The 26,346-nt window shown below is 67.5% G+C and carries 22 protein-coding genes; 8 read left to right on the top strand and 14 right to left on the bottom strand.

The window, feature by feature from the left end:
- Positions 1 to 78: 78 nt before the first annotated feature.
- The 7 genes from V5F26_RS05480 to V5F26_RS05450 form a co-directional block, all read right to left on the bottom strand.
- Positions 79 to 900, bottom strand: a complete 822-nt coding sequence (locus tag V5F26_RS05480) for a DUF429 domain-containing protein (RefSeq protein ID WP_394946886.1) — start codon at positions 898 to 900, stop codon at positions 79 to 81.
- 166 nt (positions 901 to 1,066) lie between these two features.
- Entirely contained in the window at positions 1,067 to 2,143 is a 1,077-nt protein-coding gene (locus V5F26_RS05475; protein WP_394946885.1) for an extensin-like domain-containing protein, read from the bottom strand.
- 206 nt (positions 2,144 to 2,349) lie between these two features.
- Positions 2,350 to 2,673 carry a hypothetical protein gene (locus V5F26_RS05470; protein WP_394946884.1) on the bottom strand — a complete coding sequence of 108 codons (324 nt, stop codon included), beginning with the start codon at positions 2,671 to 2,673 and terminating at the stop codon, positions 2,350 to 2,352.
- Positions 2,674 to 2,895: 222 nt separating this feature from the next.
- Entirely contained in the window at positions 2,896 to 3,243 is a 348-nt protein-coding gene (locus tag V5F26_RS05465; RefSeq protein ID WP_234053554.1) for a hypothetical protein, read from the bottom strand.
- Positions 3,244 to 3,447: 204 nt separating this feature from the next.
- Positions 3,448 to 3,717 (bottom strand): YMGG-like glycine zipper-containing protein, encoded by a 270-nt coding sequence (locus tag V5F26_RS05460; RefSeq protein WP_234053555.1) that lies wholly within the window; start codon positions 3,715 to 3,717, stop codon positions 3,448 to 3,450.
- 315 nt (positions 3,718 to 4,032) lie between these two features.
- Positions 4,033 to 4,638, bottom strand: coding sequence for an invasion associated locus B family protein (locus tag V5F26_RS05455; protein ID WP_234053556.1), 606 nt, complete (start codon positions 4,636 to 4,638; stop codon positions 4,033 to 4,035).
- A gap of 511 nt (positions 4,639 to 5,149) precedes the next feature.
- Positions 5,150 to 5,800, bottom strand: a complete 651-nt coding sequence (locus V5F26_RS05450; RefSeq protein WP_370640782.1) for a glutathione S-transferase family protein — start codon at positions 5,798 to 5,800, stop codon at positions 5,150 to 5,152.
- Positions 5,801 to 6,156: 356 nt separating this feature from the next.
- Between V5F26_RS05450 and V5F26_RS05445 the strand changes: the two genes are divergently transcribed.
- Positions 6,157 to 7,374: a polyhydroxyalkanoate depolymerase gene (locus V5F26_RS05445; protein ID WP_394057264.1), complete on the top strand. Its 1,218-nt coding sequence runs from the start codon at positions 6,157 to 6,159 to the stop codon at positions 7,372 to 7,374.
- Between the two features lie 843 nt (positions 7,375 to 8,217).
- A complete protein-coding gene (locus V5F26_RS05440; protein WP_394057266.1) occupies positions 8,218 to 9,648 on the top strand; it encodes a homospermidine synthase in 1,431 nt (476 codons plus the stop codon).
- 470 nt (positions 9,649 to 10,118) lie between these two features.
- Here V5F26_RS05440 and V5F26_RS05435 read toward each other — a convergent pair whose 3' ends face one another.
- Together V5F26_RS05435 and V5F26_RS05430 are read right to left on the bottom strand one after the other, a co-directional pair.
- The gene (locus V5F26_RS05435; RefSeq protein ID WP_394946883.1) at positions 10,119 to 10,691 is read right to left on the bottom strand and encodes a GNAT family N-acetyltransferase; all 573 of its coding nucleotides are present in this window, start codon (positions 10,689 to 10,691) and stop codon (positions 10,119 to 10,121) included.
- A 257-nt stretch (positions 10,692 to 10,948) separates the two neighbouring features.
- Entirely contained in the window at positions 10,949 to 12,079 is a 1,131-nt protein-coding gene (locus V5F26_RS05430) for a type III PLP-dependent enzyme (protein ID WP_234053561.1), read from the bottom strand.
- A gap of 528 nt (positions 12,080 to 12,607) precedes the next feature.
- Here V5F26_RS05430 and V5F26_RS05425 point away from each other — a divergent pair.
- Positions 12,608 to 13,264, top strand: a complete 657-nt coding sequence (locus V5F26_RS05425) for a hypothetical protein (protein ID WP_394057267.1) — start codon at positions 12,608 to 12,610, stop codon at positions 13,262 to 13,264.
- Between the two features lie 167 nt (positions 13,265 to 13,431).
- Positions 13,432 to 14,715, top strand: a complete 1,284-nt coding sequence (hemA, locus tag V5F26_RS05420; RefSeq protein WP_234053563.1) for a 5-aminolevulinate synthase — start codon at positions 13,432 to 13,434, stop codon at positions 14,713 to 14,715.
- A gap of 65 nt (positions 14,716 to 14,780) precedes the next feature.
- Here hemA and V5F26_RS05415 read toward each other — a convergent pair whose 3' ends face one another.
- The 4 genes from V5F26_RS05415 to rpmH form a co-directional block, all read right to left on the bottom strand.
- Complete coding sequence (locus V5F26_RS05415; RefSeq protein WP_394946882.1) at positions 14,781 to 15,569, bottom strand: ArsR/SmtB family transcription factor; 789 nt, start codon at positions 15,567 to 15,569, stop codon at positions 14,781 to 14,783.
- Positions 15,570 to 15,711: 142 nt separating this feature from the next.
- Positions 15,712 to 17,547, bottom strand: coding sequence for a membrane protein insertase YidC (gene yidC, locus V5F26_RS05410; RefSeq protein WP_394057270.1), 1,836 nt, complete (start codon positions 17,545 to 17,547; stop codon positions 15,712 to 15,714).
- The gene (gene rnpA / locus V5F26_RS05405; protein WP_509210541.1) at positions 17,544 to 18,068 is read right to left on the bottom strand and encodes a ribonuclease P protein component; all 525 of its coding nucleotides are present in this window, start codon (positions 18,066 to 18,068) and stop codon (positions 17,544 to 17,546) included. The genes yidC and rnpA overlap by 4 nt, the downstream gene beginning before the upstream one ends.
- Positions 18,069 to 18,087: 19 nt before the next feature.
- Positions 18,088 to 18,222, bottom strand: a complete 135-nt coding sequence (rpmH, locus tag V5F26_RS05400) for a 50S ribosomal protein L34 (protein WP_029349589.1) — start codon at positions 18,220 to 18,222, stop codon at positions 18,088 to 18,090.
- A 330-nt stretch (positions 18,223 to 18,552) separates the two neighbouring features.
- Between rpmH and V5F26_RS05395 the strand changes: the two genes are divergently transcribed.
- From V5F26_RS05395 to V5F26_RS05380, 4 genes are all read left to right on the top strand, one after another.
- The gene (locus V5F26_RS05395) at positions 18,553 to 20,337 is read left to right on the top strand and encodes a glucan ABC transporter ATP-binding protein/ permease (RefSeq protein WP_394057273.1); all 1,785 of its coding nucleotides are present in this window, start codon (positions 18,553 to 18,555) and stop codon (positions 20,335 to 20,337) included.
- 275 nt (positions 20,338 to 20,612) lie between these two features.
- On the top strand, positions 20,613 to 21,932 hold the full coding sequence (locus tag V5F26_RS05390) for a D-alanyl-D-alanine carboxypeptidase family protein (RefSeq protein ID WP_394946881.1): 1,320 nt from the start codon (positions 20,613 to 20,615) through the stop codon (positions 21,930 to 21,932).
- Between the two features lie 739 nt (positions 21,933 to 22,671).
- Entirely contained in the window at positions 22,672 to 23,808 is a 1,137-nt protein-coding gene (locus tag V5F26_RS05385; RefSeq protein ID WP_394946880.1) for a CobW family GTP-binding protein, read from the top strand.
- Positions 23,805 to 24,371, top strand: a complete 567-nt coding sequence (locus V5F26_RS05380) for a DUF924 family protein (protein WP_394946879.1) — start codon at positions 23,805 to 23,807, stop codon at positions 24,369 to 24,371. Before V5F26_RS05385 ends, V5F26_RS05380 begins: the two co-directional genes overlap by 4 nt.
- A gap of 670 nt (positions 24,372 to 25,041) precedes the next feature.
- Here V5F26_RS05380 and V5F26_RS05375 read toward each other — a convergent pair.
- A complete protein-coding gene (locus tag V5F26_RS05375) occupies positions 25,042 to 26,247 on the bottom strand; it encodes a BaiN/RdsA family NAD(P)/FAD-dependent oxidoreductase (RefSeq protein WP_394946878.1) in 1,206 nt (401 codons plus the stop codon).
- Positions 26,248 to 26,346 lie beyond the last annotated feature (99 nt).

Genomic DNA, 26,346 nt, shown 5'->3' with positions numbered 1-26,346 from the left:
TGTTCCCAAAACAGTGTTCCCACCGCGCATAGCCAGCGCAATGGCTTCCTCGGAATTCGACTATAGACAATAAGCGCCTCACGCGCAGATGCAGATGGGCAGGCCCAAAGTGTCGCGCCCGGGCGGATCGGGAAAGCGCAAAGCCTTGCCATATGCGACTCTTTTGGCGCTCCAGGCACACGCACACGCATCAATCAGGTCATCGAGCCCCGCTCTCAGTGCAAGGGCGGTTTGCGCTGAAAGCGCATCCACCGGTATCCCACGGGACGCGAGTAGAGACCGCCGCAGCTCCAGCCCGGGGAGATGGGGCCGATTCTTCACCTTCTTCGGCAACGGCAGAGGCTGGCCGTCATTCATGGCCCAGAAGGCCACCTCGGGGTGGCACTCGTGCACCTGCTCCACCAGCTCGGAACGTTCACGCAGCAGCGCATCCACCTCGCCCATCTTCGGGAACAGGTGGAAGCATTGCTTGGCCACCGCCCGTGGCGGATCGGATGATGCCAGGGCCGCGGCGCAGGCGGCGCGATAGCGCTTGCCCTCGTCCTCTCCCGGCTGCAGCCCGGCCATCACGGCGGCGCGCGACGGCACAGAGAAGACCGAGGATTGGCGGCCGCCCAGCAGCGGCCGCACCAGGCGCTCGGCCTCCCGCCCGCCGGGCCCCGCCCGTTCCGGAAAGCCAATCGGCATGTCGATGGCGACCACGGGAAAGGGCGGCGACGGGAACAGGTCCGCGAGGCGCTCCACACGGCTGATGTGCAAGAGGTCCGCGCCGTTCCAGCGCGCGCAGATCCAGCCACCCCGGCAACCATCGACGCCCAGGAACAGCCGCTCCACCGGCAGCGGGCTCGCGGGCGGTTCGCTCGCGGGCAGTTGGCTGGCGCGCACTTGGCTGGCGCGCACTTGGGTTCCGGGCACTTCGCTCGTAACAGCCTTGCCTACGTCGGCTTGGTCGGCCGCACCATGGACCGCCGCAACTTGGTCAGCTGCGACTTGGACCACCGCGACTTCGACCACCGCACCTTGGACCGCAACGCCTTGCCTGCTCATGGCGTCGCCAGGCTCCGGTTCAGTCCTCGCCGGCCCGGGCCTGCGGGAGAGGGATCGTCGAGGGCTGGGGCACGGGGGCCGAGTAGTATTGGCGCTTCGGCAGTGATCCGGTCATGTCACCATTGCCGGAGGGCGCATAGGACATGGGCCCGGGCGGCCGCATGCCTTCCGGCCCCACCTGCCAGCCCGGAGGCAGCTGGTTGCCATTGGGGCGGGGAGCCGGCTGCTGGCGGTGCTGCGCCGGCACGGGGGCGGGCGGCGCCATTGGCGCGGCGGCGGGCTCCGGCGGCAGCGGCTGCGGACGTTCGGGAATGGGTTCCGGCGCAGCCAGGGGCGCCGGCTGCTGCATCTCCGGCTGGGGCTGCGGCGGCATGGCGACGGGCATGGGCCGGCCCGCGGCGGCCATGGCGCCGGCCGGCAGCGGCATGGGCTTGGGCGCGGGCTTGCAGATCATGCGGCCCTTGGCATGGCGCATCAGATCCACGTGGATATGGTCGTAGTGGAAGATATTGGAGCCGGGCGCGAGCACGGTCGTGAAGCGCTCGCAGGCGCCAGCCTGCACCTGCAGCAGGAAACCGCGCTCCTCGGGCGTGCCCTTCCAGCCGTTCTTGACGGTGATCCACTGGCCGTCGGCGGTGCGGAAGGCGCCGATATCCAGCGCATTGCCGAAGGCATGCTCGGAAATCTTGCTGTTCGCCTGCCCGTTCATGTTGCGGCAGGAATAGGAGGACATCTGGCGGATGGCCACCACCGGCTGGCCCAGCCACGCCTCTGCGGCCGGTTCCACCACCGTCTGCACCCAGGCATCGAGCTCGCGGATGACCGGGCAGGCGAGCCGGGCGGACGGCTCCACCACCACATTGCCCTCGGCGAAGGCATGGACACGGAAGGGATATTCCATGCCGCACGCACCATCGCCGTTGATGGCCGACAACGGCTCCATGAAGGCGGAAGGCACTACGCCCTTCTCCGCCAGGCACTGCTCTTCAGCCTCGGTGCGCCAGGAATCCCGCCCATCATCGCCGAAACGGCAACCGGAGAGCAGAACCGCGCAAACGAGCGGAGCAACGAGATACCAAGGTCCGCCGCGCATCATGGGCGGAACACTGGCGGATGTGGCGTTGCGGAGAAGTTAAAGCGGCAGAGATTTTCACCCTTTCCGAGACCCCTTCCAGGGTCCATCGGCGAAGGTGGGGCACAGGCCTGCACCCATCACGCCGCCTGTCCGGAACGGTGGCGGGGAGGCACCCGCGAAGGATGCAGGCCGCGAGGGGGCACCCAGTCGGCCCCAGTCGCGGCGCCTCAGCCTTGGACCGACGGCTTGCCGGCGGCAACGGCTGGGATGGCCGGGGCGTCGGTAGTCGCGGGCGGCTGCTCGCCCCCAACCCGCTCGTCATCCGCAGGAGTAGCGACGCGGGCGTGCTGCGTGGCGCCAGTGGGCGGAAGTTCTTCCATGGCCGATTGCAACTGAAGCGCAAGCTTCTGCAACTCTTCCGGCATATCTTCCTGGACATAATCGTCGAACAGCTGGCGCAGCTCGCGACCCAGGAGATCCTGTCGCGCGGAGATATCGCGTCGATGAGGAGTGCGCATGCCGCGGGTCTCTTTCTGGTCCTGCAAGGTCATTGGGGAGGAAGCACGGGGGTGGGACCTGCCGACACCACAGGCAGGCGCCGCGCCGCGCATCGCAAGCACGTCGCCCGGCTGGCCAGCCCTGGTGCCGCTGGCTCCGCCGGCAAACGCGCAACACCCGCGCCGACGGAAGCCCCCGTGTGACACCCTCCCCACCCCGATTCAATATGGGAGAACACCGTACCACTCCCCCGCGCGGAGGACTGGCTGGCGGGGTCAATCCCGATAGAGCCGGCTGGAGCCATCGCCCACCGCCTGATCATCCTCCATATCCTCGACCGCCACCTCGTGGACCGAGTTGTTGGCCGAGAATTCTGCGGCGACACGCCGCAGCAGGGCCTGCTCCTCATCCCGCACCCGAATACGGCGCCGACGCATCACGGCCTGGGGAAAATCGCGTCCGCAATCCTGCGGCGCGAACTCCATCGTGTCGTAGCCGCGATGAACCTCACTCGCCGGCCATGCGGCAGGGGGCCTCCCGGCCGCGGATTGCATTGCTTTCATGGCATCCTCCATGCGCGAGCATGTCTGCGTCCGCATGAGCGCGAGCGCATCGCCTTCCACGGCCGGACCACCCCGCCTTTCGCGAGACCAATCCCGCCTTCCGCGTGAACGGCATCCCCCGCGCGCTCAAGCAACCTTGGTAAGCGGGGATATAACGCGCGATGCCGGGCCCGGTTCCCCGCGCCGCGGGGGGCGAGGACGGTCCCAAATGAAAAGGGCGCTCAATGAGCGCCCTTCATTACTCCACTGGCCTTGATGCCGGCGTCAGCGGCACTGCACCCGGTAACGGTTGCCGTAGGCGTCACGCGCCCAGCAAGCCTTCGGGGTGGTTTCCGCGCCGATGATGGCACCGGTGCCGGCACCGATCAGGCCGCCCACGAGGGCGCCAGTGCCAGTGCCCGTGGCCGCAGCGCCGATGGCCGCGCCAGCGCCACCGCCCAGCAGGGCGCCGCCCACCGCGCGATCCTGACGGGAATATTCGCTGCATCCCGCGAGAGCGAGCGCCAGGCTACCCACAATGAGAGCCGCTTTCATTGTCATCTCCCTTGCCCATGATCTCGCCCAAGCGGGCCGAGATATCCAGCCGAACCCAAGACATGCTCCGGGGCAGGCTCCGCAGTGCCTGTGGGCGAGGTTGAGCGCCCAGTCAAGAACACGGTCCGACGCTGCGGCATATAACACAGGACGAACCGATGCGGCCAATATCTGTCAGCCGCCAGCCAGCGGACGAGCCGACGAGAAACACCCGTTTTGCGAGCACTCCCAACGCGTCGGGCCACGGCCCCATCGCGGGGTCAGCTGCGTTGGGGCTGCCGCCAGCCCCAACGCCCTGCCGTGAGCCCGAGTGCCTCAATCCTTGGGATTGAGGGCTGCATCCGTGGCGGCGCCCAGACCGTTGAAGGAGATCGGCACGGCGATGCGCTTGCGCGCAGCGTCCACGAATTCAAGCCGACCCGGCCCCTTCGCGGCCTTCAGGGCGGCCAGTTGGTCGGCCTTCAGCTCCACATCGGCAAAGCAGCCGCGCGGGCACGAGGAAAACACCGTGTCGATGCCGCTCTTCGCCTTGTCGTCGAGATAGAGCGTGGCGCCCGGCGGCAGGAAAACGCCCGCGGGGAGCTGCACGATGAGGTGCACCGGCTGGTCCTTCGCGGCGCGGCCCACCACGATCTGGGTGAGCAGGCCCTGCTGTCCCTGCGCCTGGACGCCGGTCACCGCCTCGCACACCTTCGCCGCCTGAGGCTGGGGCACCACGCAGCGCACGACCCAATCGCCATAGGTGGCGGTGGTGGCCTGAGGGCCCGCGGGCTCGGCGGCGGCAGCCGGCTTCTTCGCCTGATTGCCCGAAGCAGCGGCGTTCTGGGCCTGTGCCGCGCCAGCGCCACCCAGCACGAGGCCGACCGCCAGAGCGAGCACCGCGCCGCCGGCGGACGTGAAGAGACGAGCAGAAAGCGCCATCGAACGAAACCTCATGCAAGCGACAGGTGAAGCGATGCCAGCCTTCCAATGGGCAGGCGCCGATGAAGACAGGTCCGCTGACGGCCCCAGACACCCGGACCTGTACGCGCGAGGGATCAGGCGCGCCAGCCACGGCCTCCGGCGGCCCCGTCGAATCCGACCCAGCTACCAGGAATAGGGGTATCTCCCCAATCCGCCCACGGCCTCCAGCACGCGGGGGTTGCATTTCGGCTGTAGAGGAGAATCCATCGTTCGGTGTGGGCTATTCCCCACAGCCCGGCTCTGCCGGAGCACGCGGGCCAGGGAAAGGGAAAGGGAAAGGGAAAGGGAAAGGGAAAGGGAAAGGGGCCGCCCGCCCCCTCGCCGGCCGCAGACCTGAAGGCGGCCACCATCTCGCGACGGATCACCCCGCGCGGACACTGCCGCCGCGATCAAGCCGCGCCTTGCAGCACTGGCCACAGCCGGTGAACCGGAGGGGATGCCTCCAGTCGCCGGTCAGCCGCGCTGGGGTTCAAAACTCCACGTCGAGCTCTTCCAGCTCATCCGGCTCGGCAAGGGCGCCCTCAATCCACTCCTGCATCACGGGCAGCGCCATGATCCGGTCGCGATAGGCCGTGGTTTCCGCGTCGGCGGTGACGTCATAGGTGGTGAAGCGCGAGCACACCGGCGCGTACATGGCATCGGCGAGCGTAGGAGTGGCCCCCATCAGGAACGGCCCGCCATGGGCGGTGAGGCAGCCGCGCCAGATGGCCAGGATGCGGTCGATATCCGCCTGGGCGCCGGCCCACACCTTGAAGCCGGGATAACGGGCCTTGATGTTCATGGGCAGCGCCGAGCGCAGATTTGCGAAGCCCGAATGCATCTCGCCCGAGATAGACAGGCAGTGGGCCCGCACCGCGCGGTCCGCCGGCAGCAGCCCCGCCTGAGGGAAAATTTCGGCCAGGATGGCGCCGATGGCCAGGGTGTCCCACACCGTGATGTCGTCCAGCACCAGGCGCGGCACCAGGAAGGAGGGGGACAGCAGCAGCAGCTCCGCCTTCGCGTCCGGATCATCGACCGGCACCCGCTCTTCCTCGAAGGCGAGGCCCGCCATCTTGCACAAGAGCCAGCCGCGCAACGACCAGGAGGAGTAATTCTTGCTGGAGATGGTGAGAGTTGCCATGTTTGCCATACGCCTCGGCTGTTCCACGGGCTTCGGGACGACACGGTGGCACCTCCGGCGCGCTCCGCCCCCGCCAGGTGCTGGCGAGGGGGGTGGGAGCGACAAACCTTCGGCCCCGGTGACGAAGCATGTTGCAATGCACCACGCCGCGCTTCAATATCTCTCTAACAGGTACAACTGAACTCGCGACCAGGAAAGAGCAAAAACGTCCCTGCGACAATAACTTAAGGTTTCGCTTTCGGCGCGATGTCGCTTAAGCTCGAAGGCGGAGCGGAAGGACGGTTCAGCCACATGATCGGGTGCCTTCTTCGTTTGGTGCTGCCGACCTCCGCCGGAGCCCGGTGGTGTAGGGAGCCATGATGTATTTGGCCTATCAGACCCAAGCCGACCTCATGCAGCCGCTGCGCTTTGCGGCGGGGCTCACGCGGCAGACCCTCAACGGTCCTCTCATCAACGGCTTCGCCCATGCCGGGCTGCGCCACATCTCCGCCGCCTGTGAGCTGGTGGAGCGCGCCGGCCTCAGTCACGGGCGCCCCGATTTCGGCATCCGTACCGTGGAGGTGGGCAACCAGGAAGTGCCGGTGACGGAGGAGAACACCGCCGTTCTGCCCTTCGGCACCCTCCTGCACTTCAAGAAGGAAACGGACGTGGCCCAGCCCCGTGTGCTGGTGGTGGCGCCCCTCTCCGGTCACTTCGCGACGCTCCTGGTCAACACGGTCAAGACCCTGCTGCCGGACCATGACGTTTATATTACCGACTGGCATAATGCGCGGGACGTGCCCCTGTCCGAGGGCCCCTTCGCCTTCGACGATTATGTGGAGCATGTGATCCGTTTCCTGGAGGTGCTGGGGCCGGGGGCCCACCTTCTGGCGGTGTGCCAGCCCTGCGTGCAGGCCCTGGTGGCCACCGCCGTCATGTCCCAGGACAACAATCCGGCAACGCCGCGCTCCATGACCCTCATGGCCGGGCCCATCGACTGCCGCATCAATCCCACGGCGGTGAACAAGCTCGCCACCACCAAGCCCATCAGCTGGTTCGAGCGCAATCTCATCTCACGAGTGCCGCGCGGGTTCGCCGGGTCGGGCCGGCGGGTGTATCCGGGCTTCCTCCAGCTCACCGCCTTCGTGAACATGAATTTCGGCCGCCACATGAAGGCGCACTTCGACCTCTACAACAGCCTGGCAGAGGGCGACGACGAAAAGGCCGAGACCACCAAGAACTTCTACGACGAGTATTTCGCGGTGCTCGATCTGGATGCGGATTTCTACCTCCAGACCGTGCGCTACGTGTTCCAGGAATACCGCCTGCCGAAAGGTGAATTGACCTATCGCGGGCGTCCGCTGGACTTCGGCGCCATCCGGCGCACCGCATTGCTCACCGTGGAAGGCGAGCGCGACGACATCTGCTCCCTCGGCCAGACCGTGGCCGCCCAGGAGCTGTGCCGGAACCTTCGCCCCCACAAGAAGCGCCACCATATGCAGGCCGGCGTGGGTCATTACGGCGTCTTCTCTGGCCGCAAATGGGCGGGGCAGGTCTATCCCATCGTCCGCAACCACATCCTGGCCAGCGACTGAGATTGATTTCCACCGCGGCCGGACACGCATTCCCAGCGATGCGGGCCGCGGGCAGGAGATGCGCCGACCAACCTGGGTGGCATGTCCCCGCTCCATGAAACGGGACATGCCTGCGGCGGAACGCGGATACCGTCAGTAATCCCGCGGCCTCACGGATGCCGGGCCGCATTGTCCGGGTCCGCGCTCACGCGGTCATCGGCGCTTCTGGCGCGCGCCGACTTCACCCCCCTGCATGCGTGCCGCCCCTGCCGAGCAGTGGAGCCGATGGCGCGCCGCCGGGCACGGCGCGAGCGTGGAGAGGAATACCCCTGATCTCTTTGCGTCCGGCCATCAGCCATGCCGGCACATCGCCATGCGGGTTCGTCCGCAGGCCGCGCGCGCCACAAGGGGCACAACTCCGACAGCCCCCTGCATCACCACGGGACGGAAGCACCGCGCCGCGCCGGGCGTAGACCGCCGAGCGGGACCGGCACGCGCGCCCAAACTCAGTCCGGCGCCTGTCGCAACGGCAGCAAAAGCAAGAAAACCTCAGAAAGAGGCGCGACAACGAATGAAGATATTATGACAACCCCGCATTGGTCGTGGCATTTTTCCGCTGCGCGGCCTCTGATATTGGAAATCCCGAAGCCGGCAGCAGTCATCACAATCGGAAACACGCAGCAGAGTTGTGACATCTGAAGGATTCAACAAGTCGATCAGGATCATTCGTACGCCGGCAGCGACCGAAATTTCATACCGCGCCTTCGGGGGCGCGGCTGAATGCCTGTTGACGGCACCGGTTTTCATCCTCCATGGTGCTCGTGTCCGGATAACGGGCATATTTCAGGAGGAGTGTTCCCTATTATGAGCGACTGGCCGGTACACGCGACGATCGACGGCCCCATCGTGATGATCGGTTTCGGATCCATCGGTCGCGGCACGCTGCCGCTGATCGAGCGTCATTTCGACTTCGACCGAGACCGCATGGTGGTGATCGACCCGGTGGCGGAGCACCGCACCTTGCTCGATGCCCGCGGCATCCGCTACATCCAGTCCGAGGTGACGCCGGAGAATTACCGCGAGCTGCTCACTCCCCTGCTCACCAATGGCGGCGGCCAGGGCTTCTGCGTGAACCTTTCCGTGGACGTGTCCTCGATCGCCATCATGGAGCTCACCCGCGAGCTCGGCGCGCTCTATGTCGACACGGTCATTGAGCCGTGGAAGGGCTTCTACTTCGATGAGAGCATGGACAATGCCGCGCGCACCAATTACGCGCTGCGCGAAAGCCTGCTCGACGCCCGCCGCCGCAATCCTGGCGGCACCACGGCGGTGTCCACCTGCGGCGCCAATCCGGGCATGGTGTCCTGGTTCGTGAAGCAAGCGCTGCTCAACATCGCCGCCGACACCGGCCTTGACCGGCCCGAGCCTCAGAACCGTGCGGAATGGGCCCAGTTCGCCCGCGCTTTGGGCGTGAAGGGCATCCACATCGCCGAGCGCGACACCCAGCGCTCTCGCAACCCCAAGGTGATGGGCGAGTTCTGGAACACCTGGTCCGTGGAGGGCTTCGTGTCGGAAGGGTTGCAGCCGGCCGAGCTGGGCTGGGGCACCCATGAGAAGGAGCTGCCCCCGGAGGCGCGCACCCATAAGGAGGGCTGCGGCGCGGCCATCTATCTGCTCTCGCCGGGCGCCCAAACCCGCGTCCGCTCCTGGACACCGACGCCAGGGCCCCAATTCGGCTTCCTCGTCACCCACAACGAGGCCATCTCCATCGCCGACTATCTGACGGTGCGGGACGGCGAAAAGGTGGTCTACCGCCCCACCTGCCACTATGCCTACCACCCCTGCAACGACGCCGTGCTGTCGCTGCACGAGATGTTCGGCAATGGCGGCCACTTCCAGGGCAAGTGGAAGATCCTGGACGAGCATGAGATCGTCGACGGCATCGATGAGCTGGGTGTGCTCATCTACGGCCACGCCAAGAACGCCTATTGGTTCGGCTCCCAGCTCTCCATCGAGCAGACCCGCGAGCTGGCGCCCTACCAGAACGCCACCGGCCTGCAGGTGTCCTCCGCCGTGCTCGCGGGCATGGTGTGGGCGCTGGAGAACCCCAATGCGGGCATCGTCGAGGCGGATGAACTGGACTTCCATCGCTGCCTGAAAGTGCAGATGCCCTATCTCGGCCCCGTCATCGGCACCTATACCGACTGGACGCCCATGACCGGCCGCCAGAAGCTGTTCCCCGAGGACATCGACCTCGAGGATCCCTGGCAATTCAAAAACATCATCGTGCGCTGACCGCAGCGTCACCCAACACGGCCCCTCTCCACGCGGAGGGGGGCCTTTTTTTATTGGCCGCGCGCCGAAGGCAGAGCAAAGCCAGCCGCCGGCGCCCCGCGATCTCGCGTTTCCTCGACTGCCGGCAAACCAAAGGCCCCTCTCCACGCGGAGAGGGGCCTTTTTATTGGTCGCGCGCCGACGGCAAAGCAAAACCAGACGTGGACGGCGCCGCCCGTCAATCTCGCGTTTCTTGGGTCGTAAGCAAACGAAAGCCCCCGCTCCCCGCTCCCGCACCAGAACCCTGAGCAAGGAGGCTCGGGGCACGGGTGACGGGGGCAAGGGAGAGGGGGCTGGCGCGGCACCGGCCAAGGCTGCGCGTCGGCGCCGGACAGCGGGCGAAGCGGAGGACCGCCTCGACGCCGCGGCGGCGGCCGACGCAAACCACCGGCCCGCGTGCAATCGCGCGAACGGGCGGCGGTGCGCACGCCTCAGGCCGACCGGCGCAGCTCGCCGGCGATGAGCTCGTCGAGGGAGGGCCGGCCGATCTCCACACCAGTGGGGCTGATGAGGCCGCGCGCGCCATCGAGGGCGCCCGCCGTCAGCTCCAGGCCGAGCAGACGGTTGCGGTCGAACGGCCCCGGCATCCACAATTCGCCGGTCTTCTGCGCCGAAAAGCCGAAGCGCGCGTAATAGGGAGCATCGCCCACCAGAACCACGGCGCCATGGCCGCGCGCGCGCGCCGCATCCAGCGCCGTGCGCATCAGGGCGCCGCCCAGGCCGTCCTTGCGGAACCAGGGGTGCACGGCGAGCGGCCCCAGCAGCAGCGCCGCCTTGCCCGGACCGGCGCACACGTTCCACAGGCGAACGGTGCCCGCCAGGCGGCCGTCCGGCCCATGGGCGGAAAAGGCGAGCCCTTCGGCCGGCAGCCGGCCTTCACGCAGGCGCTCGGAGGACTTGGCGCGCCGATCCTCGCCCAGGCACAGGTCCAGCAGGACCTCGCGCGCGGCCACATCTTCCACGGATTCCAGCACAATGTCAGTCACCGGCACCTCCTGTGCCATAACCGAGACGTGAAGAATGCCGTCCCCGGCCGCGTCTGCGACCAGGCCGAAAACCCGGCTAAGGGGACGGTGCGGAAGACGAGGGGAAAGCCCCCTCCTCATCGCCTCCGGACGGCGGATGCCGGTGCCGGAGGAGCCCGGACGCCAACGCGGCGCCGGACAATGGGCCAGCCTGCTGAAGGCGCGAAGCCGCCCACCCCCACGCCACGCGCCGGAGAAGGTCGGAACTCACGCCGCGCGGGAAGCGCCCGAAACGGTCAGATCACGTAGGACTTCAGCGGCGGGAAGCCATTGAACGCCACCGCCGAATAGGTGGTGGTGTAGGCGCCGCAAGCCTCGATGATGACCTTGTCGCCGATGGCCAGCGACAAAGGCAGGTGCACCGGCGTCTTCTCATAAAGCACGTCGGCCGAATCGCAGGTGGGGCCGGCGAGGACGCAGGGCGCCGTGTCATCGCCATCGCGCGGGGTGCGCAGCGGATAGCGGATGGCCTCGTCCATGGTCTCAGCCAGGCCGCCGAACTTGCCGATGTCCAGATAGACCCAGCGCATGGCGTCGGTGTCGGACTTCTTGGAGATCAGCACCACTTCCGCCTCGATGAGGCCGGCATTGCCCACCATGCCGCGGCCCGGCTCCATGATGGTTTCCGGAATGCGGTTGCCGAAGTGCTTGCGCAGCGACGAGAAAATGGCCTCGCCATAGGAGCGGGCGGCCGGCACGTCCTGCAGATAGCGGGTGGGGAAACCGCCGCCCAGATTGACCATGGAGAGGGAAATGCCCCGCTCCCCGCATTCGCGGAAGATGCGGCCGGCGGAGGCCAGCGCGCTGTCCCAGGCGTTCACGTTCTTCTGCTGGGAACCCACATGGAAGGACACGCCATAGGCCACGAGGCCCAGGCGGTGGGCATGCTCCAGCACCTCAACCGCCAGCTCCGGCTCGCAGCCGAACTTGCGGGAGAGTGGCCATTCGGCGCCCGCGCCATCGCACAGGATGCGGCAGAACACCTTGGAGCGCGGAGCAACGCGCGCGATCTTCTCGACTTCCTCGTAGGAATCGACCGCGAACAGGCGCACGCCGGCCTTGAAGGCGCGCTCGATGTCGCGCTCTTTCTTGATGGTGTTGCCGAAGGAGATGCGCTCCGGGCCGGCACCGGTGGCCAGCACCATGTCGATCTCGCCGGTGGAGGCGCAATCGAAGCAGGAACCCAGCTCTTCCAGGGCCTGGAGAATGGCGGCATCCGGGTTCGCCTTCACCGCGTAGAACACGCGGGTGTCGGGCAAAGCGCGGGCGAACGCCTGGTAATTGGAGCGGACCACATCGAGGTCCACCACCACGCAGGGGCCATCCTCTCGTCGGGTACGCAGGAATTCGCGGATGCGATCGGTCATGGTGTCCTCCCCGTGACCTGAAGCCAAGTGAAACGCGGAGAAGCCGCGCGCCGACAGGACGAACGGGACCGTTCCCGCCTTCAGCACGAAGGTGGGTTTTCTGGCCCATCCGGGGCATGCGCATGCGGCGAGGCGGCGATGTGGACACGCCGTCACGGCCGCGGGCCATACCCGCTTCGCCGGTCTCTCAACCGGCCGCATCATGGGACCGAACGGCAGCCGAACAGCTCGCAGGGGCGAAAGCCTCGCGAACTTGAGACGACTGCGCACGCTTGGAGAGGGAAATCCCGCTCCGCACGGCCGGCAAGATGTAGCGCCTCTTCAGTGTCGCCGACCTTTGGAGGGGCGGCTGAGACCAAAAAAGCCCTTACGTCGTTGCTTCAAGTCACGTCCCCCGCATTGAGGAGCGGGGTGGGCCGGTTCCCTCCGGCTATCGGTCGCCTGGCAGCTTTCCGGCCTCTTGTCCGGAGATCCTACCGACCGACACGCGACCACAGGCACGTGCGAATTTGGGCGAGGCGGGGTTTAGTGGATTCGGCCTGCCGGCGCAAGTGGCAATTTGATGAAAATCAAGGCGACGGCGGAACGGGAATGGCCCTACAATTTTGCAGTGCCCGCCCGCTGCCCTCACCCTCACCCACAGGCCCGCTGATGCCTCGGCAACATGCCCGACCGATCCTGCTCCCCGCGCTGATTTCGGCGGCGCTGCTGAGTGCGGCTTTCGCGCCGCAGGCGGCCGCCGTGGAGCCAGGCCGCCCGCCGGCGGTGGAGGGCTGGCTCCAGTTGCCACCCCGGAACGGGATGATGACCTTCCGTTGCCAGTCGGCGGCCTGCGGGGGATCGGGCGCCGTGCTGACGATCTTCCGCCATCATGAGGTGCTGGCGAATATGACCGCCGAGACGTTCATGCGTCTCCAGGAAGAGAACAATGTCAGCGATAACGCCGCCAATCCCCGCGCCAAGTCGGTGGTGAGCCTGCGCTCGGTCACCAGTCTGGACGGAATCAACGTCTTCAGTGCCTGGCAGGAGCGGACCCAGCCCAATGGCGACAAGCTGTTCGTCGTCACCAGCCTCATCCCCGGCCCGGCAGCGACAGTGACGGTGGTGGCCATGGCCCGAACCCGGGAGCAGGTCAGCGCCAATTTTGATGCCTTCCTGCCTCAGCTCCCCGCGCTCACCCATTGAATCGGAAGGCCCCGAAGGTCCCCTGCCCCACCGGACCCGCGCTCGATCGCCGCGCACCCCTCGCGCACCCTTGATTGGCATCAATACAAGGCGCAAGGTGGAATCATAATATGAAAAGAACGCAGGGTCGTTTGCCGGCGATCCGCGCGCCGTCTGCAGGGTCCGGAATGAATTACGATCATTTCTTCGCTGACGCCATCGACGCTCTGCGCAAGGAGCGCCGCTATCGTACCTTCGCCGAGATCGAGCGCGACGCGCGCCATTTTCCGCGCGCGGTCTGGCATTCGCCGGGCGGCCCCCGCGACATCGTCGTGTGGTGCTCGAACGATTATCTCGGCATGGGCAGCCATCCCAAGGTGATCGAAGCCATGTGCGCCGCCGCCCAGGAGCGCGGCGCCGGCGCGGGCGGCACCCGCAACATCTCCGGTAACAGCCATGAGATCGTGATGCTCGAGCGCGAGCTCGCCGATCTGCATGGCAAGGAGCAGGGCCTGGTTTTCACCTCGGGCTACATCTCCAACGACACCGGCATTTCCACCATCGTGAAGCTCATTCCCGACTGCGTGGTGCTGTCGGACGAGCTCAACCACAACTCCATGATCGAGGGCGTGCGCCACGGCGGCCGGCAGAAGGCCATCTTCCGCCACAACGACCTTGAGCACCTGGAAGAGCTGCTGAAGGCGGCCGGCGACCGGCCCAAGCTCATTGCCTTCGAGAGTGTCTATTCCATGGACGGGGACATTTCCCCCATGGCTGGCATTTGCGACCTCGCCGAGAAATACGGCGCCATGACCTATCTCGATGAGGTCCATGCCGTCGGCATGTATGGCGAGCGCGGCGGCGGCGTGGCCGAGCAGGAAGGCGTGATGCACCGCATCGACGTCATCGAAGGCACGCTCGGCAAGGCGTTCGGCGTGGTTGGCGGCTACATCACCGGCAAGCGCGTACTCATCGATGCGGTGCGCTCCTACGCGCCCGGCTTCATCTTCACCACGGCTCTGCCGCCGGCGATCGCCGCTGCGGCAGCCGCCTCCGTCCGCCACCTCAAGGACTCGCAGGCGGAGCGCGCGGGGCAGCGGGCGCAGGTGGCCAAGGTGAAAGCGGCGCTGGCCGCCGCCGGCCTGCCGCAAATGGAAACGCCCACCCACATCGTTCCGGTGATGGTTGGCGACGCCAAGGCCTGCAAGATGGCCAGCGATCTGCTGCTGGCCGAATACGGCATCTATATTCAGCCCATCAACTACCCCACGGTGCCGCGCGGCACCGAGCGCCTGCGCATCACCCCCACCCCGTTCCACGACGACGCCCTCATCGCCCATCTGGCGAAGGCGCTTTCGGATGTGTGGGAGCGGCTGGAGCTGCCCTATGCGGACCGCGTGGTGGAGCGCCCCGATTCGCGGCGCGTGGCCCTGGGCCCGGCGCCCATTCCGCTGCCGGTTGCCGGCGGCTGAAGGTTTCTTCTCCGAATGCAAAATGCCCCGGCTCGCCGGGGCATTTTCTTTTGGAGCCGCGACCCTTAAGCCGCGGGCGCCTCGACCACGAAGGCAGTGCCGGTTTCCACCAGCGTCTTGAGGCGCGAAAGCCCCTCCGGCCAGCCATGGACGACCGCCTTGGCGGTCGCCGTCTCGGCCGCGAACCCATCATGGGTCAAGGTGAGCTTGCAGGCGTCCTCGCCCACGGGCGTGATCTCCCAGGTCACGCGGGACGGCAGATCCGCCGCAACATCCGGCGCCCACTGAGCGGAAAACGTCATCACCAGACGGCGCGGCGGGTCGATCTCAACCAGCTTGCCCTCGATCACCCGCCGCTCGCCCATGAAGTAGTCCCGCGCGCCACCGACACGCCAGTCAGTGCGGCTGGTCATGTTGAAGTGCTCATAGAGCGGCGTCTTGCTGTCGTCGGTCAGCACCGCCCAGAGGGCCTCCGGCGTGGCGCGGATGAAGAGCTCATAGACGTGGGTCGGCGCGGTGGACATGGGAATGCTTCCTTCTAGAAGAGCCTTCAAGTTCGCCATGCCCGCCACGTGGGGAGCGGCATAGCGCGAGATCCAGCGGTCACTCACAAGCTGGATGGGCGCCGGGTTGAGATAATGATGCTTCTCCCGGCCCACCTTGCGCGTCAGCACCAGATGCGCGTCCTCCAGCACCTTGAGATGCTTCATCACGCCGAAGCGGGTGAGCTGCGTTTGGCGCTCAAGCTCCCCCAGGGTCTGCCCGTCCTTCGCCATGAGAAGGTCGAGCAGTGCGCGGCGAACCGGGCTGGCAAGCGCAGCGAAGACGTCATCCATGCCGCTAATATGTGCCATATTACTCACGTGTCAATATAGTCACATATTGCACTAAGACCACAGCGCGCAGGACGCGACGCACGTAACCGCCAGCCTCAAACGCAAAGCGCCGCCGGATCTTTCGACCGGCGGCGCTTACGGCAACGGAAAAGGCGGAGCCTCACCCCTTGGCGGGCTGCTTCTTTTTGAAGGCGCCCTTGATGTTGTCCCAGAGTTCGATCTTCACGCCATTGCGCTTCATGATCAGCGCCTGCTGGGCCACCGACAGGGTGTTGTTCCAGGCCCAGTAGATCACCAGACCAGCCGCGAAATGGGCCAGCATGAAGGTGAAGATGATGGGCATCCAGTTGAAGATGGCCTGCTGGGTCGGGTCCGGCGGGGCCGGGTTCAGCTTCATCTGCACCCACATGGTGATGCCCATGATGATCGGCCACGCGCCCAGCATCAGATAGACGCCAACCACCGGAACCGATGCCGGATCCCACGGAATGAGGCCGAACAGGTTGAAGATGGTGGTCGGGTCCGGCGCCGAGAGGTCGCGGATCCAGCCGAAGAAGGGCGCATGCCGCATCTCGATGGTGACGAACAGCACCTTGTAGAGCGCGAAGAACACCGGGATCTGGATCAGGATGGGAAGGCAGCCTGCGACCGGATTGATCTTCTCCTTCTTGTACAGCTCCATCATCGCCTGCTGCTGCTTCGCCTTGTCGTCGGCGTAGCGCTCGCGAATGGCGGTGAGCTCGGGCTGCACGGCCTTCATCTTCGCCATGGAGGCGTAGGACTTGTTGGCCAGCGGGAAGAAGATGCCCTTCAGGATCACCGTCACGATGAGGATGGCGACACCGAAATTGCCGACCAGCTTGTAGATCCAGTCCAGCACCAGGAACAGCGGCTTGGTGATGAAGTAGAACCAGCCCCAGTCGATCAGCAGGTCGAAGCGATCGATATTGTAGCTGTGCTGGTAGCCATCGACCACCTGCACCACCTTGGCGCCCGCGAACAGCTGGGATTTCGTAGACACCGTGGCGCCCGGCTCCACCGTCTTCGGAGCCGCGAGGAAGTCGGCCTGGAAGGTCTGGGTGTTGCCCACCATGGCGCTGGAGAACTTCGCGTCATACTTCACGCTCTGGTCGGGAATGACCGTCGCGGCCCAGTACTTGTCGGTAATGCCCATCCAGCCGCCGGTGGCTCCGGAGAAGGCCTGCGGCTTCTCCTTGTCCATCTTGGCGTAGGTCACTTCCTGCAGGCCATTATCGCCCAGAACGCCGATGAGGCCCTCATGCAGGATGTAGAAGCCGGAGGTGTGCGGCATGCCGTGGCGCGAGACCAGAGCATAAGGATAGAGGGTGACGGCGGTGCCCGCCTTGTTCTCCACCTCGTCCTTCACGGCGAACATGTAATGGTCGTCGACGGTGAAGGTGCGGCGGAACGTGAGGCCCGCGCCATTATCCCAGGTCAGCACCAGGGGCGCCTCGGGCGTCAGCTTGCCGCCATTGGAGGTCCACAGCGTCTCGGGCCCGGGCACCTTGGCGCCGGCGCCGGCCGCAGCGGCCCAGCCGAACTCGGCATAAAAGGGATTCGGCGCGCCCGAGGGAGAGAGCAGAACGATGTTCGGGCTCTTGGGGTCCACCGTCTCGTGATATTCGGTCAGCAGCAGGTCGTCGACCCGCGCGCCCTTGAGGGAGATAGAGCCCTTCAGGCGCGGCGTCTCGATGAGCGCACGCGGCGTGGCGTCGATGGCCTGCTCGCGCGTCAGGGCCTTGGTCGGGGTGGTGGAGCCCCCCGCCTGCGGCACGGAGCCGGGCGCCGGAGCGGCGCTGCCGGGCGCGGGCGTCGAGCTCTCGGCCTTCTGGGCCTCCTGCAACGCGGTGATGCGCTGCTGCTCCGCCACCTGACGCTGCCGCTCCGCCTGCGGCATGCCATAGAAAAACTGCCAGCCGATGAGAATCACCACCGACAAAGCGATGGCGATGATCATATTGCGGTTGTCACTCATGCCGAATGGCCTCCGTCGGCGGATGGCGCCTGGGGGTCGGAACTGATTTTCGAATCGGAATGTGGGGCGTCGCCCAGGGCTGGCGCAACGCCCTGCGGCGATGCGCCTTTGGCGCCACCCTCGCGCATCTGGCGCTCGACGGGGCTGCGGGGTGTGCGCCTGGAGCCCCCGGATCGCGCAACGCGCGTGGGATCGTGGAGCTTGCGCAAAGCCTTGCCGAGATCACTCAAAAGAGCGCCGAATGGCGCGGCAAGCGCCTGCTCGCGCGCCACCAGCACATAATCATATCCGGGGCGCCCGGCATCGGGCACCACCTGGCGGGCCACCTCGCGCAAACGGCGGCGGATGCGATTGCGCACCACCGCGTTGCCGGTCTTCTTGGTGACCGTAAAACCGATGCGAACGTCACCGCCGTCGCCGCGATCGCGCCCTTGCAGAAGGAAGGCGGAGACGCCTGCGCGCTCCGCCTTGGCTGCCGCAAGGAAATCACGGCGTTTGCGGAGCTGATCCACGATCGGCACGGCTCCGCCCGGCCCGCCGTCAGGCGGACAGACGCTTGCGACCGTGGGCGCGGCGGGCGGCGATGACCTTGCGGCCGTTGCGGGTCGCCATGCGCGCACGGAAGCCGTGGCGACGCTTGCGCACGAGCTTGCTGGGTTGATAGGTGCGCTTCACGGGTCTCTTCTCCGAATTCTAAAGGTGATTTAAGCGCAAGGGACGGCACCCAGAGTGGCAACGGCTTGCGCCGCCATGCCGCCCCGTAAGATGAGCCGGCACGCAAATACCCACTGAGCTCCGGCCGCCAGAGCCGCCTGAGTTGGCGAGGCTTATAGGTGGGCCGGGCCCATCCGTCAATCACCGCATCGCCCCCACAAGCGTGAACGCGCGCGGCGACCCAGCGTCAGCCAGCCCTGCACATGGCCGGAGAAGCCCTTGCGCGGCGCGGGGTTGCGGGCGCATCTTCCGCCACCCTTACGGGGCATCTTTCCAGGAAGCCGGCGTCCCATGAACTTGATCCGCGTCTATCTGCGCACCCTCGCTCTGCTCGGTCCGCAGGCGCGGATGGGGGCCCTGCTGGCCCTCGCCAATCTGGTGCTGGCCATTGCCCAGTTCGCCGAGCCGATCCTGTTCGGCCGCATCATCGATGCGCTGGCCGCCGCCCAGGCCGCGACCCGCCTGCCCACCTTCCAGGAGCTGACCCCGCTGCTGGCGGCCTGGGTCGCCTTCGGCCTGTTCAACATCGGCGCCGGCGTCCTCATCTCTCTCCATGCGGACCGGCTCTCCCACCGGCGGCGACTCAGCGTGCTCACCCAGTATTTCGAGCACGTGTTGCAACTGCCCCTGAGCTTCCACGGCGAAACCCATTCCGGGCGCCTGCTGAAGGTGATGCTGGAAGGCGTGGATGCCCTGTGGGGCCTCTGGCTCTCCTTCTTCCGCGACGATTGCGCCGCCATCCTCTCGCTGGTGGTGCTGGTGCCGGTGGGCATCTGGATCAACTGGCGGCTTGGGCTGGTGCTGATCGTGCTGATGGCAGTGTTCGGCGTCATCACGGCCTATGTCATCCGCCGCACCGAGACCATGCAGCGGCAGGTGGAGGAATATAACTCCGATCTCGCGGAGCAGACTTCGGACGCGCTCGGCAACGTTGCCGTGATCCAGAGCTACACCCGCGTCGAGGCGGAGGTGGGCGGCCTGAAGGACACGGTGAACCGGGTGCTTCGGGTGCAGATCCCGGTGCTGTCCTGGTGGGCGGTCGTGTCCATGGCCACCAAGGCGGCGACCACGCTCACCATCCTCGCCATCCTGCTCATCGGCACGTGGCTCTATCTGCACGGCCTTGCCGGCATCGGCGAGATCGTCACCTATGTGGCCTTCGCCAACATGCTGATCGGCCGGCTCGATCACACGGTGAGCTTCTTCAACCGGCTGATGATGTCCGCGCCCCAGCTCGCCCAGTTCTTCGAGGTGCTGGACACGGTCGGCGCGGTGCGCGACCGGCCCCATGCCCGCCCGCTGGTGGCGGTGAAGGGCGATGTGGTGTTCGACGACGTGTCCTTCTCCTATGACGGCAAGCGGCCGGCGGTGGAGGATGTCTCGCTCCATGCCGAGCCGGGGCAGACCTTCGCCTTCGTGGGCACCACGGGTGCGGGCAAGTCCACCGCCCTGGCTTTGCTTCACCGGGTGTTCGATCCGCAGTCCGGCGCCATCCGCATTGATGGCATGGATATTCGTGACGCCACCCTCTCCTCGCTGCGCAAGAGCATCGGCGTGGTGTTCCAGGAGCCGCTGCTGTTCAACCGCTCCATCGAGGACAATCTGCGCGTGGGCAAGCCCGACGCCACCGAGGCCGAGCTGCGCGCGGCGCTCGCCCGCGCCCAGGCGCTGGAGCTGGTGGAGCGCAACCCCCTCGGCCTTCAGGCAGTGGTGGGCGAGCGCGGGCGTGCGCTCTCCGGCGGCGAGCGCCAGCGCCTCTCCATTGCCCGCGCGCTGCTGAAGAATCCGCCGGTCCTGATCCTGGACGAAGCAACCTCCGCCCTGGATGCGGCCACCGAGGCAAAAGTGCAGGCCGCCCTCGACGAGGTGATGAAAGGCCGCACCACCTTCGTCATCGCCCACCGCCTCGCCACCGTGCGAAACGCGGACCGGATCCTGGTGTTCGAGCACGGCCGCGTCATCGAGGCCGGCACCTTCGACGAGCTGGTGGCCCTCGGCGGGCGATTCGCCGCGCTGGCGCAGGCCCAGTTCATGGTGGAGGCCCCGGCGCGGGAGAAGCCCCTGGCGGAAACCTGAACCACCGGCGGCGGGAAGCATTTTCACGCGCGCCGCCAGAATTCGGCAAGAATGTGGCAGCAAATGTGGCAAGCTTGGGCGTTCGCTCCCGGCGTTTTCAACGCGTCGCGCGGGGCGCGGAATGGTTTCGACTTTCCCGCGACTGCGAAACCGGCTAGGAAAGGGACCTTCAGGCGGGGGCCTCCTTCCAACAAAGGGAGCGGAACAGGTTGGCGCGCTCGAAATCCCATCTTGCCGCATGGACCGCGCGTGTGAACGCCGCGGCGTTGAGGCTCGTGGCCGGCGCCGTCCTGGTGACCGGCCTTTGCGCCGGCCCGGCCCGCGCCAATCCGGTTCTCCTGGTTGAGGCCGACACCGGCCGGGTGCTGGAGCAGCAGGACGCCGGCAAGCCCTGGTACCAGGCCTCCGTCACCAAGCTGATGACGGTCTATGTGGCGCTGAACGCGGTCAAGAATGGCCGCCTCACCATGGACAGCCCGCTTACCGTCTCCGCCCTCGCGGCCTCGCAGTCACCCTCGAAGATGGGCTTCAAGCCCGGCACGGTGGTGACCCTCGACAACGCGCTCAAGATGGTGCTGGTGAAGTCGGCCAACGACATGGCCATGGTGGTGGCCGAAGGCGTGGGCGGCTCCATGCCCGCCTTCGTGGACGAGATGAACGCCACCGCCGCCCACCTCGGCATGACCGGCACTCATTACGAGAACCCCAACGGCCTGCCGAACCCGGGCCAGGTTTCCACCGCCCGTGACCTCGCCATTCTGGCCCGGGCGCTGATCTATCATTTCCCCGAGCACGAGATGCTGTTCCGCATCCCGGCCATCAAGCTCGGCAAGAGCGTGCTGCGCAATTACAACAAGCTGATCGACCGCTATCCCGGCGCCGACGGCATGAAGACCGGCTTCGTCTGCGGCTCGGGCTACAATCTGGTGGCCACCGCCACCCGCGGCGGCAAGCGGCTCATCGCCGTGGTGCTCGGCGCCCGCTCCGGCACCGCCCGCGCGGAGGAGGCCGCCATGCTGTTCGAGAAGGGCTTCCAGTCCTCCTGGAACATTTTCGGCTCAGCCGCCCCCACCCTCTCCGCCATTCAGAATGTGGGCGGCGACCCGTTCAACATGACGCCCTATGTCTGTGGCGGGAAGCGCGCGGTGACCGCCTCGGAGGCCGACGACGACAGCCCGGGCATCAACAGCCAGGCCATCTCCTTCGCCCTGGCCGCCGGTGGCCCCACCCAGCCGCGCTCGGGCGCCGACCTGCTGCAGCCGCTGCCGCCCTCCATGCCGCCCATTCCGGTTTTCGTGGGCACGCGGTCCGCTCCGCAGGATCTCGCTTCCGCCTATGCGCCGGACGAGAACGATAAGCCGAAGAAGAAGCCGGCGGCCGCCAGCAACACCAAGAAGCCGGCAAACAGCGACGCCGCGGGCAAGCCCGCCTCCAAGCCGAGCACCAAGAAGCCCGCCAAGGAGGCCAAGGCGACCTCCGCCGAGCAGAAGCCGGCGCCGAAGCCGGCGGCAAAGCCCAAGCTTTCCCCCAAGCCCCTTTCCATGCCGCGGCCCGACCTCGCCGCCAGCACCGGATCAGCCAAATCGGGCGAGTAAGCCGGGCGGGTTCCGACGCCATGGCGCACCGCGCCTGAGCGAAGCGCCCCTTGCCTCCGCCGGCATGCACGAGCCAGCATTGCGCGTGCGGCCCCTTCTCCCGACCGCCGCGCGGCAGCAGGTCCGCGCCGGAGCACAGGAATCCGCGCCCCTTGCGCGGTTAGAGCCCGTAAGGGCCGACGCACGCCCTCCCGGCGCGCCCGCTCGACGTCCCCTTCCGGTCTGCTCTTCTGGCGATCAGTGGCGCGCGCTGGCCCCTATCGCGGATTGAGCCTCCTGCTTGAGCCCCCTGCGTCGCGTCGGTGGGAATGGTGGCGGGGAACCGTCGGTGCCGCGCGCCACGCTGAGGTTCGAGGCCCCGCTTTCGCACCAGCCGGTGTCTGCTGTTTCATGGAAACACTGAGACCGCTGATCCTTTTGTTTTGGCGCACGTCCCTCGCGCGAACCGGCTCCCGCCTCATGCGGGAATGCCGTAGCCGCCGAGTCCGCTGCACCATGTTCCGAGACGGGCGCGACACGGCTGCAGAGCCGGCGCATCGGCCACCGGCCTGCAGGTAGCCCACGCTCCGCTCGCCCGCCCCCGGGGCGGCGTCCGGCGACACCACGGGCTCTCCGTGCGGGAAGCACGCCCCGTTCCCGGCGCAGCAGTCCGCGTCCAGCAGCCAGAGCCCTGCGTCGCTGCCGCGAGACGAGCATGAAGGCGGATGCGCGGGCGGGCCCGATGGGGTAGCTTGCGGCCATGCCTCAGCCTGCTTCCGAAGACGCGCCCGCCCGTCGCGGCCCGCCCGCCCCCATTCCCGTCACCGTGCTCACCGGCTTCCTGGGCGCGGGCAAGACCACGCTGCTCAACCGGCTGCTGGCCGATCCGGCGCTGGCGGACACTGCGGTGCTCATCAACGAATTCGGCGAGATCGGCCTCGACCACCTGTTCGTGCGGCCGGTCGAGGAGGGCATCGTCATGCTCTCTTCCGGCTGCCTGTGCTGCACCGTGCGGGGCGATCTGGTGGCGGCGCTGGAGGACCTGCTGCGCGGGCGCGACAATGACCGCCTGCCGCCCTTCAGCCGCGTCATCATCGAGACCACGGGCCTCGCCGATCCCGCGCCCGTGCTGCACACGCTGATGACGCACCCTTACCTCGCCATGCGCTACCGCCTGGACGGGCTCGTGTGCGTGATCGACGCGGTGAATGGCGAAGCGACCCTCGACAGCTATGAGGAAGCGGTGAAGCAGGCGGCCATGGCCGACCGCCTGGTGCTCACCAAGACAGACCTCATGACCACCGATGAGGCGCGCCGCGCACTTGATGCCCTGCGGGCGCGGCTGCGGCGCCTCGCCCCCGCCGCCCGGCTGCTGGAGAGCACCGAGGCGTCCGCCGCCACGCTGCTCGATACCGGCCTTTATGATCCCACCGCCAAGGGCCCCGACGTGGCCCGCTGGCTCTCGGACGAGGCGGTGGCCGCCGCCGAGGCCACCGCGGGCACCCCCGACCCCGACCGTCACGATGGGCGCATCCGCGCCTTCACCATCGCCACCGACGCCGCCATTCCGGCCTCGACCCTCGACCTGTTCCTGGAGCTGCTGCGCGCCACCCATGGCGCCAACCTGCTGCGGCTCAAGGGCATCGTGAAGGTGAAGGAGGATCCGCAGGCGCCCATCGTGCTGCACGGCGTGCAGCACGTGCTGCATCCGCCCGCACGACTGCCCGCCTGGCCCGACGACGACCACCGCACGCGGCTGGTGATGATCGTGCGCGATCTCGACCCCAAGGTGATCGAGCGCCTGTTCAACGCCTTCCTCGGCGTGCCCGAAGTCGATTCGCCCGATCGCGCCGCCCTCACGGACAATCCCCTCGCCCCGCCCGGCCTGCCGCGATGAGCGAGGGCCTCCGCGATAACCCCGCCGATATCCTCGCCTGGTGGCGCGCGGCCGGGCGCGAGCGCTGGTTCGGCGGCGGCGCCAGCTTCGACCATGAGGTGCGCGCCCGACTGCTGCCGGCCCACGAGGAAGCCGCCGCCGGCCGCCTCGACCTTTGGGAGGACACCCCGGAAGGCGCGGCGGCCCTGCTGATTCTGCTCGATCAGGTGCCGCGCAACGTGTTCCGCGCAACGCCCCGCGCCTTCGCCACCGATGAGCGGGCCCGCACGGTGGCGGGACGAGCCATCGCACGCGGCTTCGACGAAGCCCCGCTGGTGAACGCCGCGCCGAGCCTGCGCGGCTTCTTCTACCTGCCCTACATGCACGCGGAGGACGACGCCAGCCAGCAGCGCTGCGTGGACCTCTACCGCCAGGCCGGGGACGAGGACGGGCTCGCTTATGCCCTGCTCCACCAGGAGGCCATCGCGCGCTTCGGCCGTTTCCCCCACCGCAACCCGATCCTCGGGCGCGCCATGACACCGGCCGAGCAGGCCTATCTCGACGCTGGCGGCTTCCAGGGCTGATCGAGCCCGCCGGGTGCCAGGCGGCATTCAGCGCAGGGCCATGGCTGCCATCCGGTCGGTCCGCACGTCACAGCTCTCCGACCGGTGCGAGGGGCGGAAACCGAGGGGCTTGGACGCAGCAGAGCGGCAGAGAGGCTCCACCGTGGACGGCGGTCGCGCGTTCACGGCCCGCCGTCGGAAGACTTGGCCACGCTGGAAGACTTGGCCGCGTTACGGGAAGTCCCCGTCCCGCCCCTGGAAGCCAGGAGGGGAGGCGCGCTTGCCCAACCTATGCGCGCATCTCGATCCAGCCAAAGGGCTGATGGGCATTCATCGCATGTGGCGTGGCTTCTGGCCCACGACCGCGTTCCCCGTGATGCTTTCCTGTGGCGCTTGCCTCGTGGCGCGTTCTTCGTGGCGCAGCTCCCTCTCCCGCCTGCGGGAGCGGGTTGGGGGGCGAAACGTGGGAACGTGGCTCCGGCAGCGAGACCTGGGACAACCCCTCGAAAATGCCGAAGGCCTTGAATCGGGGGCCTGTGCGCCACTGCGGCGGCCCGCGCGCCCCTCACCCGAGAACGGGAGAGGGACCGAGCCCTCGGCAACCCGTGTCTCGAGAATGTCGACCGGACCTGTTGAATGTCGATCAACCTGGCCCCGCCCAGGCCCCAGGGCGACCTGAAGCCGGGCGCCATCAGCTGAGGCGCGCGAGAATGCCTTCGGCGGCGGCGCGCCCGGTGGCGAAGCAGGCTTGCAGCAGGTAGCCACCGGTGGGCGCTTCCCAATCCAGCATTTCCCCCGCCACGAAAACGCCGGGCAGGCGGCGAAGTTGAAAGTCCGCGCCGACCTCGTCCCAGGCCAGGCCCCCGGCGCTGGAAATGGCCCGGCTGAGATCACCCACGCCGGTCACGGTCAGCGGCACGGCCTTGATGGCTTCTGCGAGGGCACCCGCATCCGCCGGCCGGGCGGGTCCGATCGCCTCGCGCAGCAGACCCGCCGCCACCGGGGAAAGGCCAGCGGCCTTGCGCAGCAGGTTGGCGAAGGAGAGCCGGGACGGCGCCGCCGACAGGCGCCCGGCAAGGCGCGCGACATCGAGATCAGGCCGGAGGTCCACATGCAGCGTGGCACCGTCCGCCGCCAGCGCCTCGCGCACCGCCCGCGACACCGCATAGATGGCACCGCCCTCCAGCCCCGCCTCGGTGACCACCGCCTCACCGGCCGCGCGCGCCTCACCGCAGCGCACGACGATGCGCTTCAGCGGGGTGCCGGCGAAGCGGGAACGGAACAGATCGGACCACGCGCAGCGCACGCCCATATTGGCGGGCACGAAATCTCGCACCTCCACCCCCTGCGCGCGCAGCAGCCCCACCCAGCCGCCATCGGCGCCGAGTCGCGGCCAGGATGCCCCGCCGAGGGCGAGCAGGGTCGCCGCCGGCTGCTCCAGCAGCTCGCCCTCAGGGGTGGCGAAGCGCAGGCGGCCGGCGCCATCCCAGCCCAGCCACTGGTGGCGCGTGTTGAGGTTCACCCCCTGCCCCGCCAGGCGCCGCAGCCACGCCCGCAGCAAGGGGCTGGCCTTGAAGCTCTCGGGAAAGACACGGCCGCTGCTGCCCACGAAGGTGGGCTCGCCCAGCCCCTCGGCCCAGGCCCTGAGATCATCCGGGGTGAAAGCAGAAAGGGCGGGCGCGAGCCGGCCGGCCTGCGGCCCATAGCGGGTGAGGAATCGCTCGAACGGCTCGGAATGGGTGAGATTGAGCCCGCCGCGCCCGGCCATCAGGAACTTGCGCGCGGGCGAGGGCATCCGCTCATGCACATGAACGCCGAGACCGGCGGCCGACAGGCGCTCGGCGGCCATGAGCCCCGCCGGGCCGGCGCCGATGATGGAAACGGATGTGGAAGCCATTGCGGGCGGAAACTCTCGAAATGCGCTGCCACGCGTTGTTTCGCCCAAGCGGGCCCGCGTCAATCGTCACGCGGGAACGCTCGCGGATTTCCGTACCCC

The organism is Xanthobacter variabilis, from assembly GCF_043831965.2.
GTDB lineage: Bacteria > Pseudomonadota > Alphaproteobacteria > Rhizobiales > Xanthobacteraceae > Xanthobacter.
Note: the sequence above shows the minus strand (reverse complement) of the source record. Positions and strands in the feature narration are given on the sequence as shown.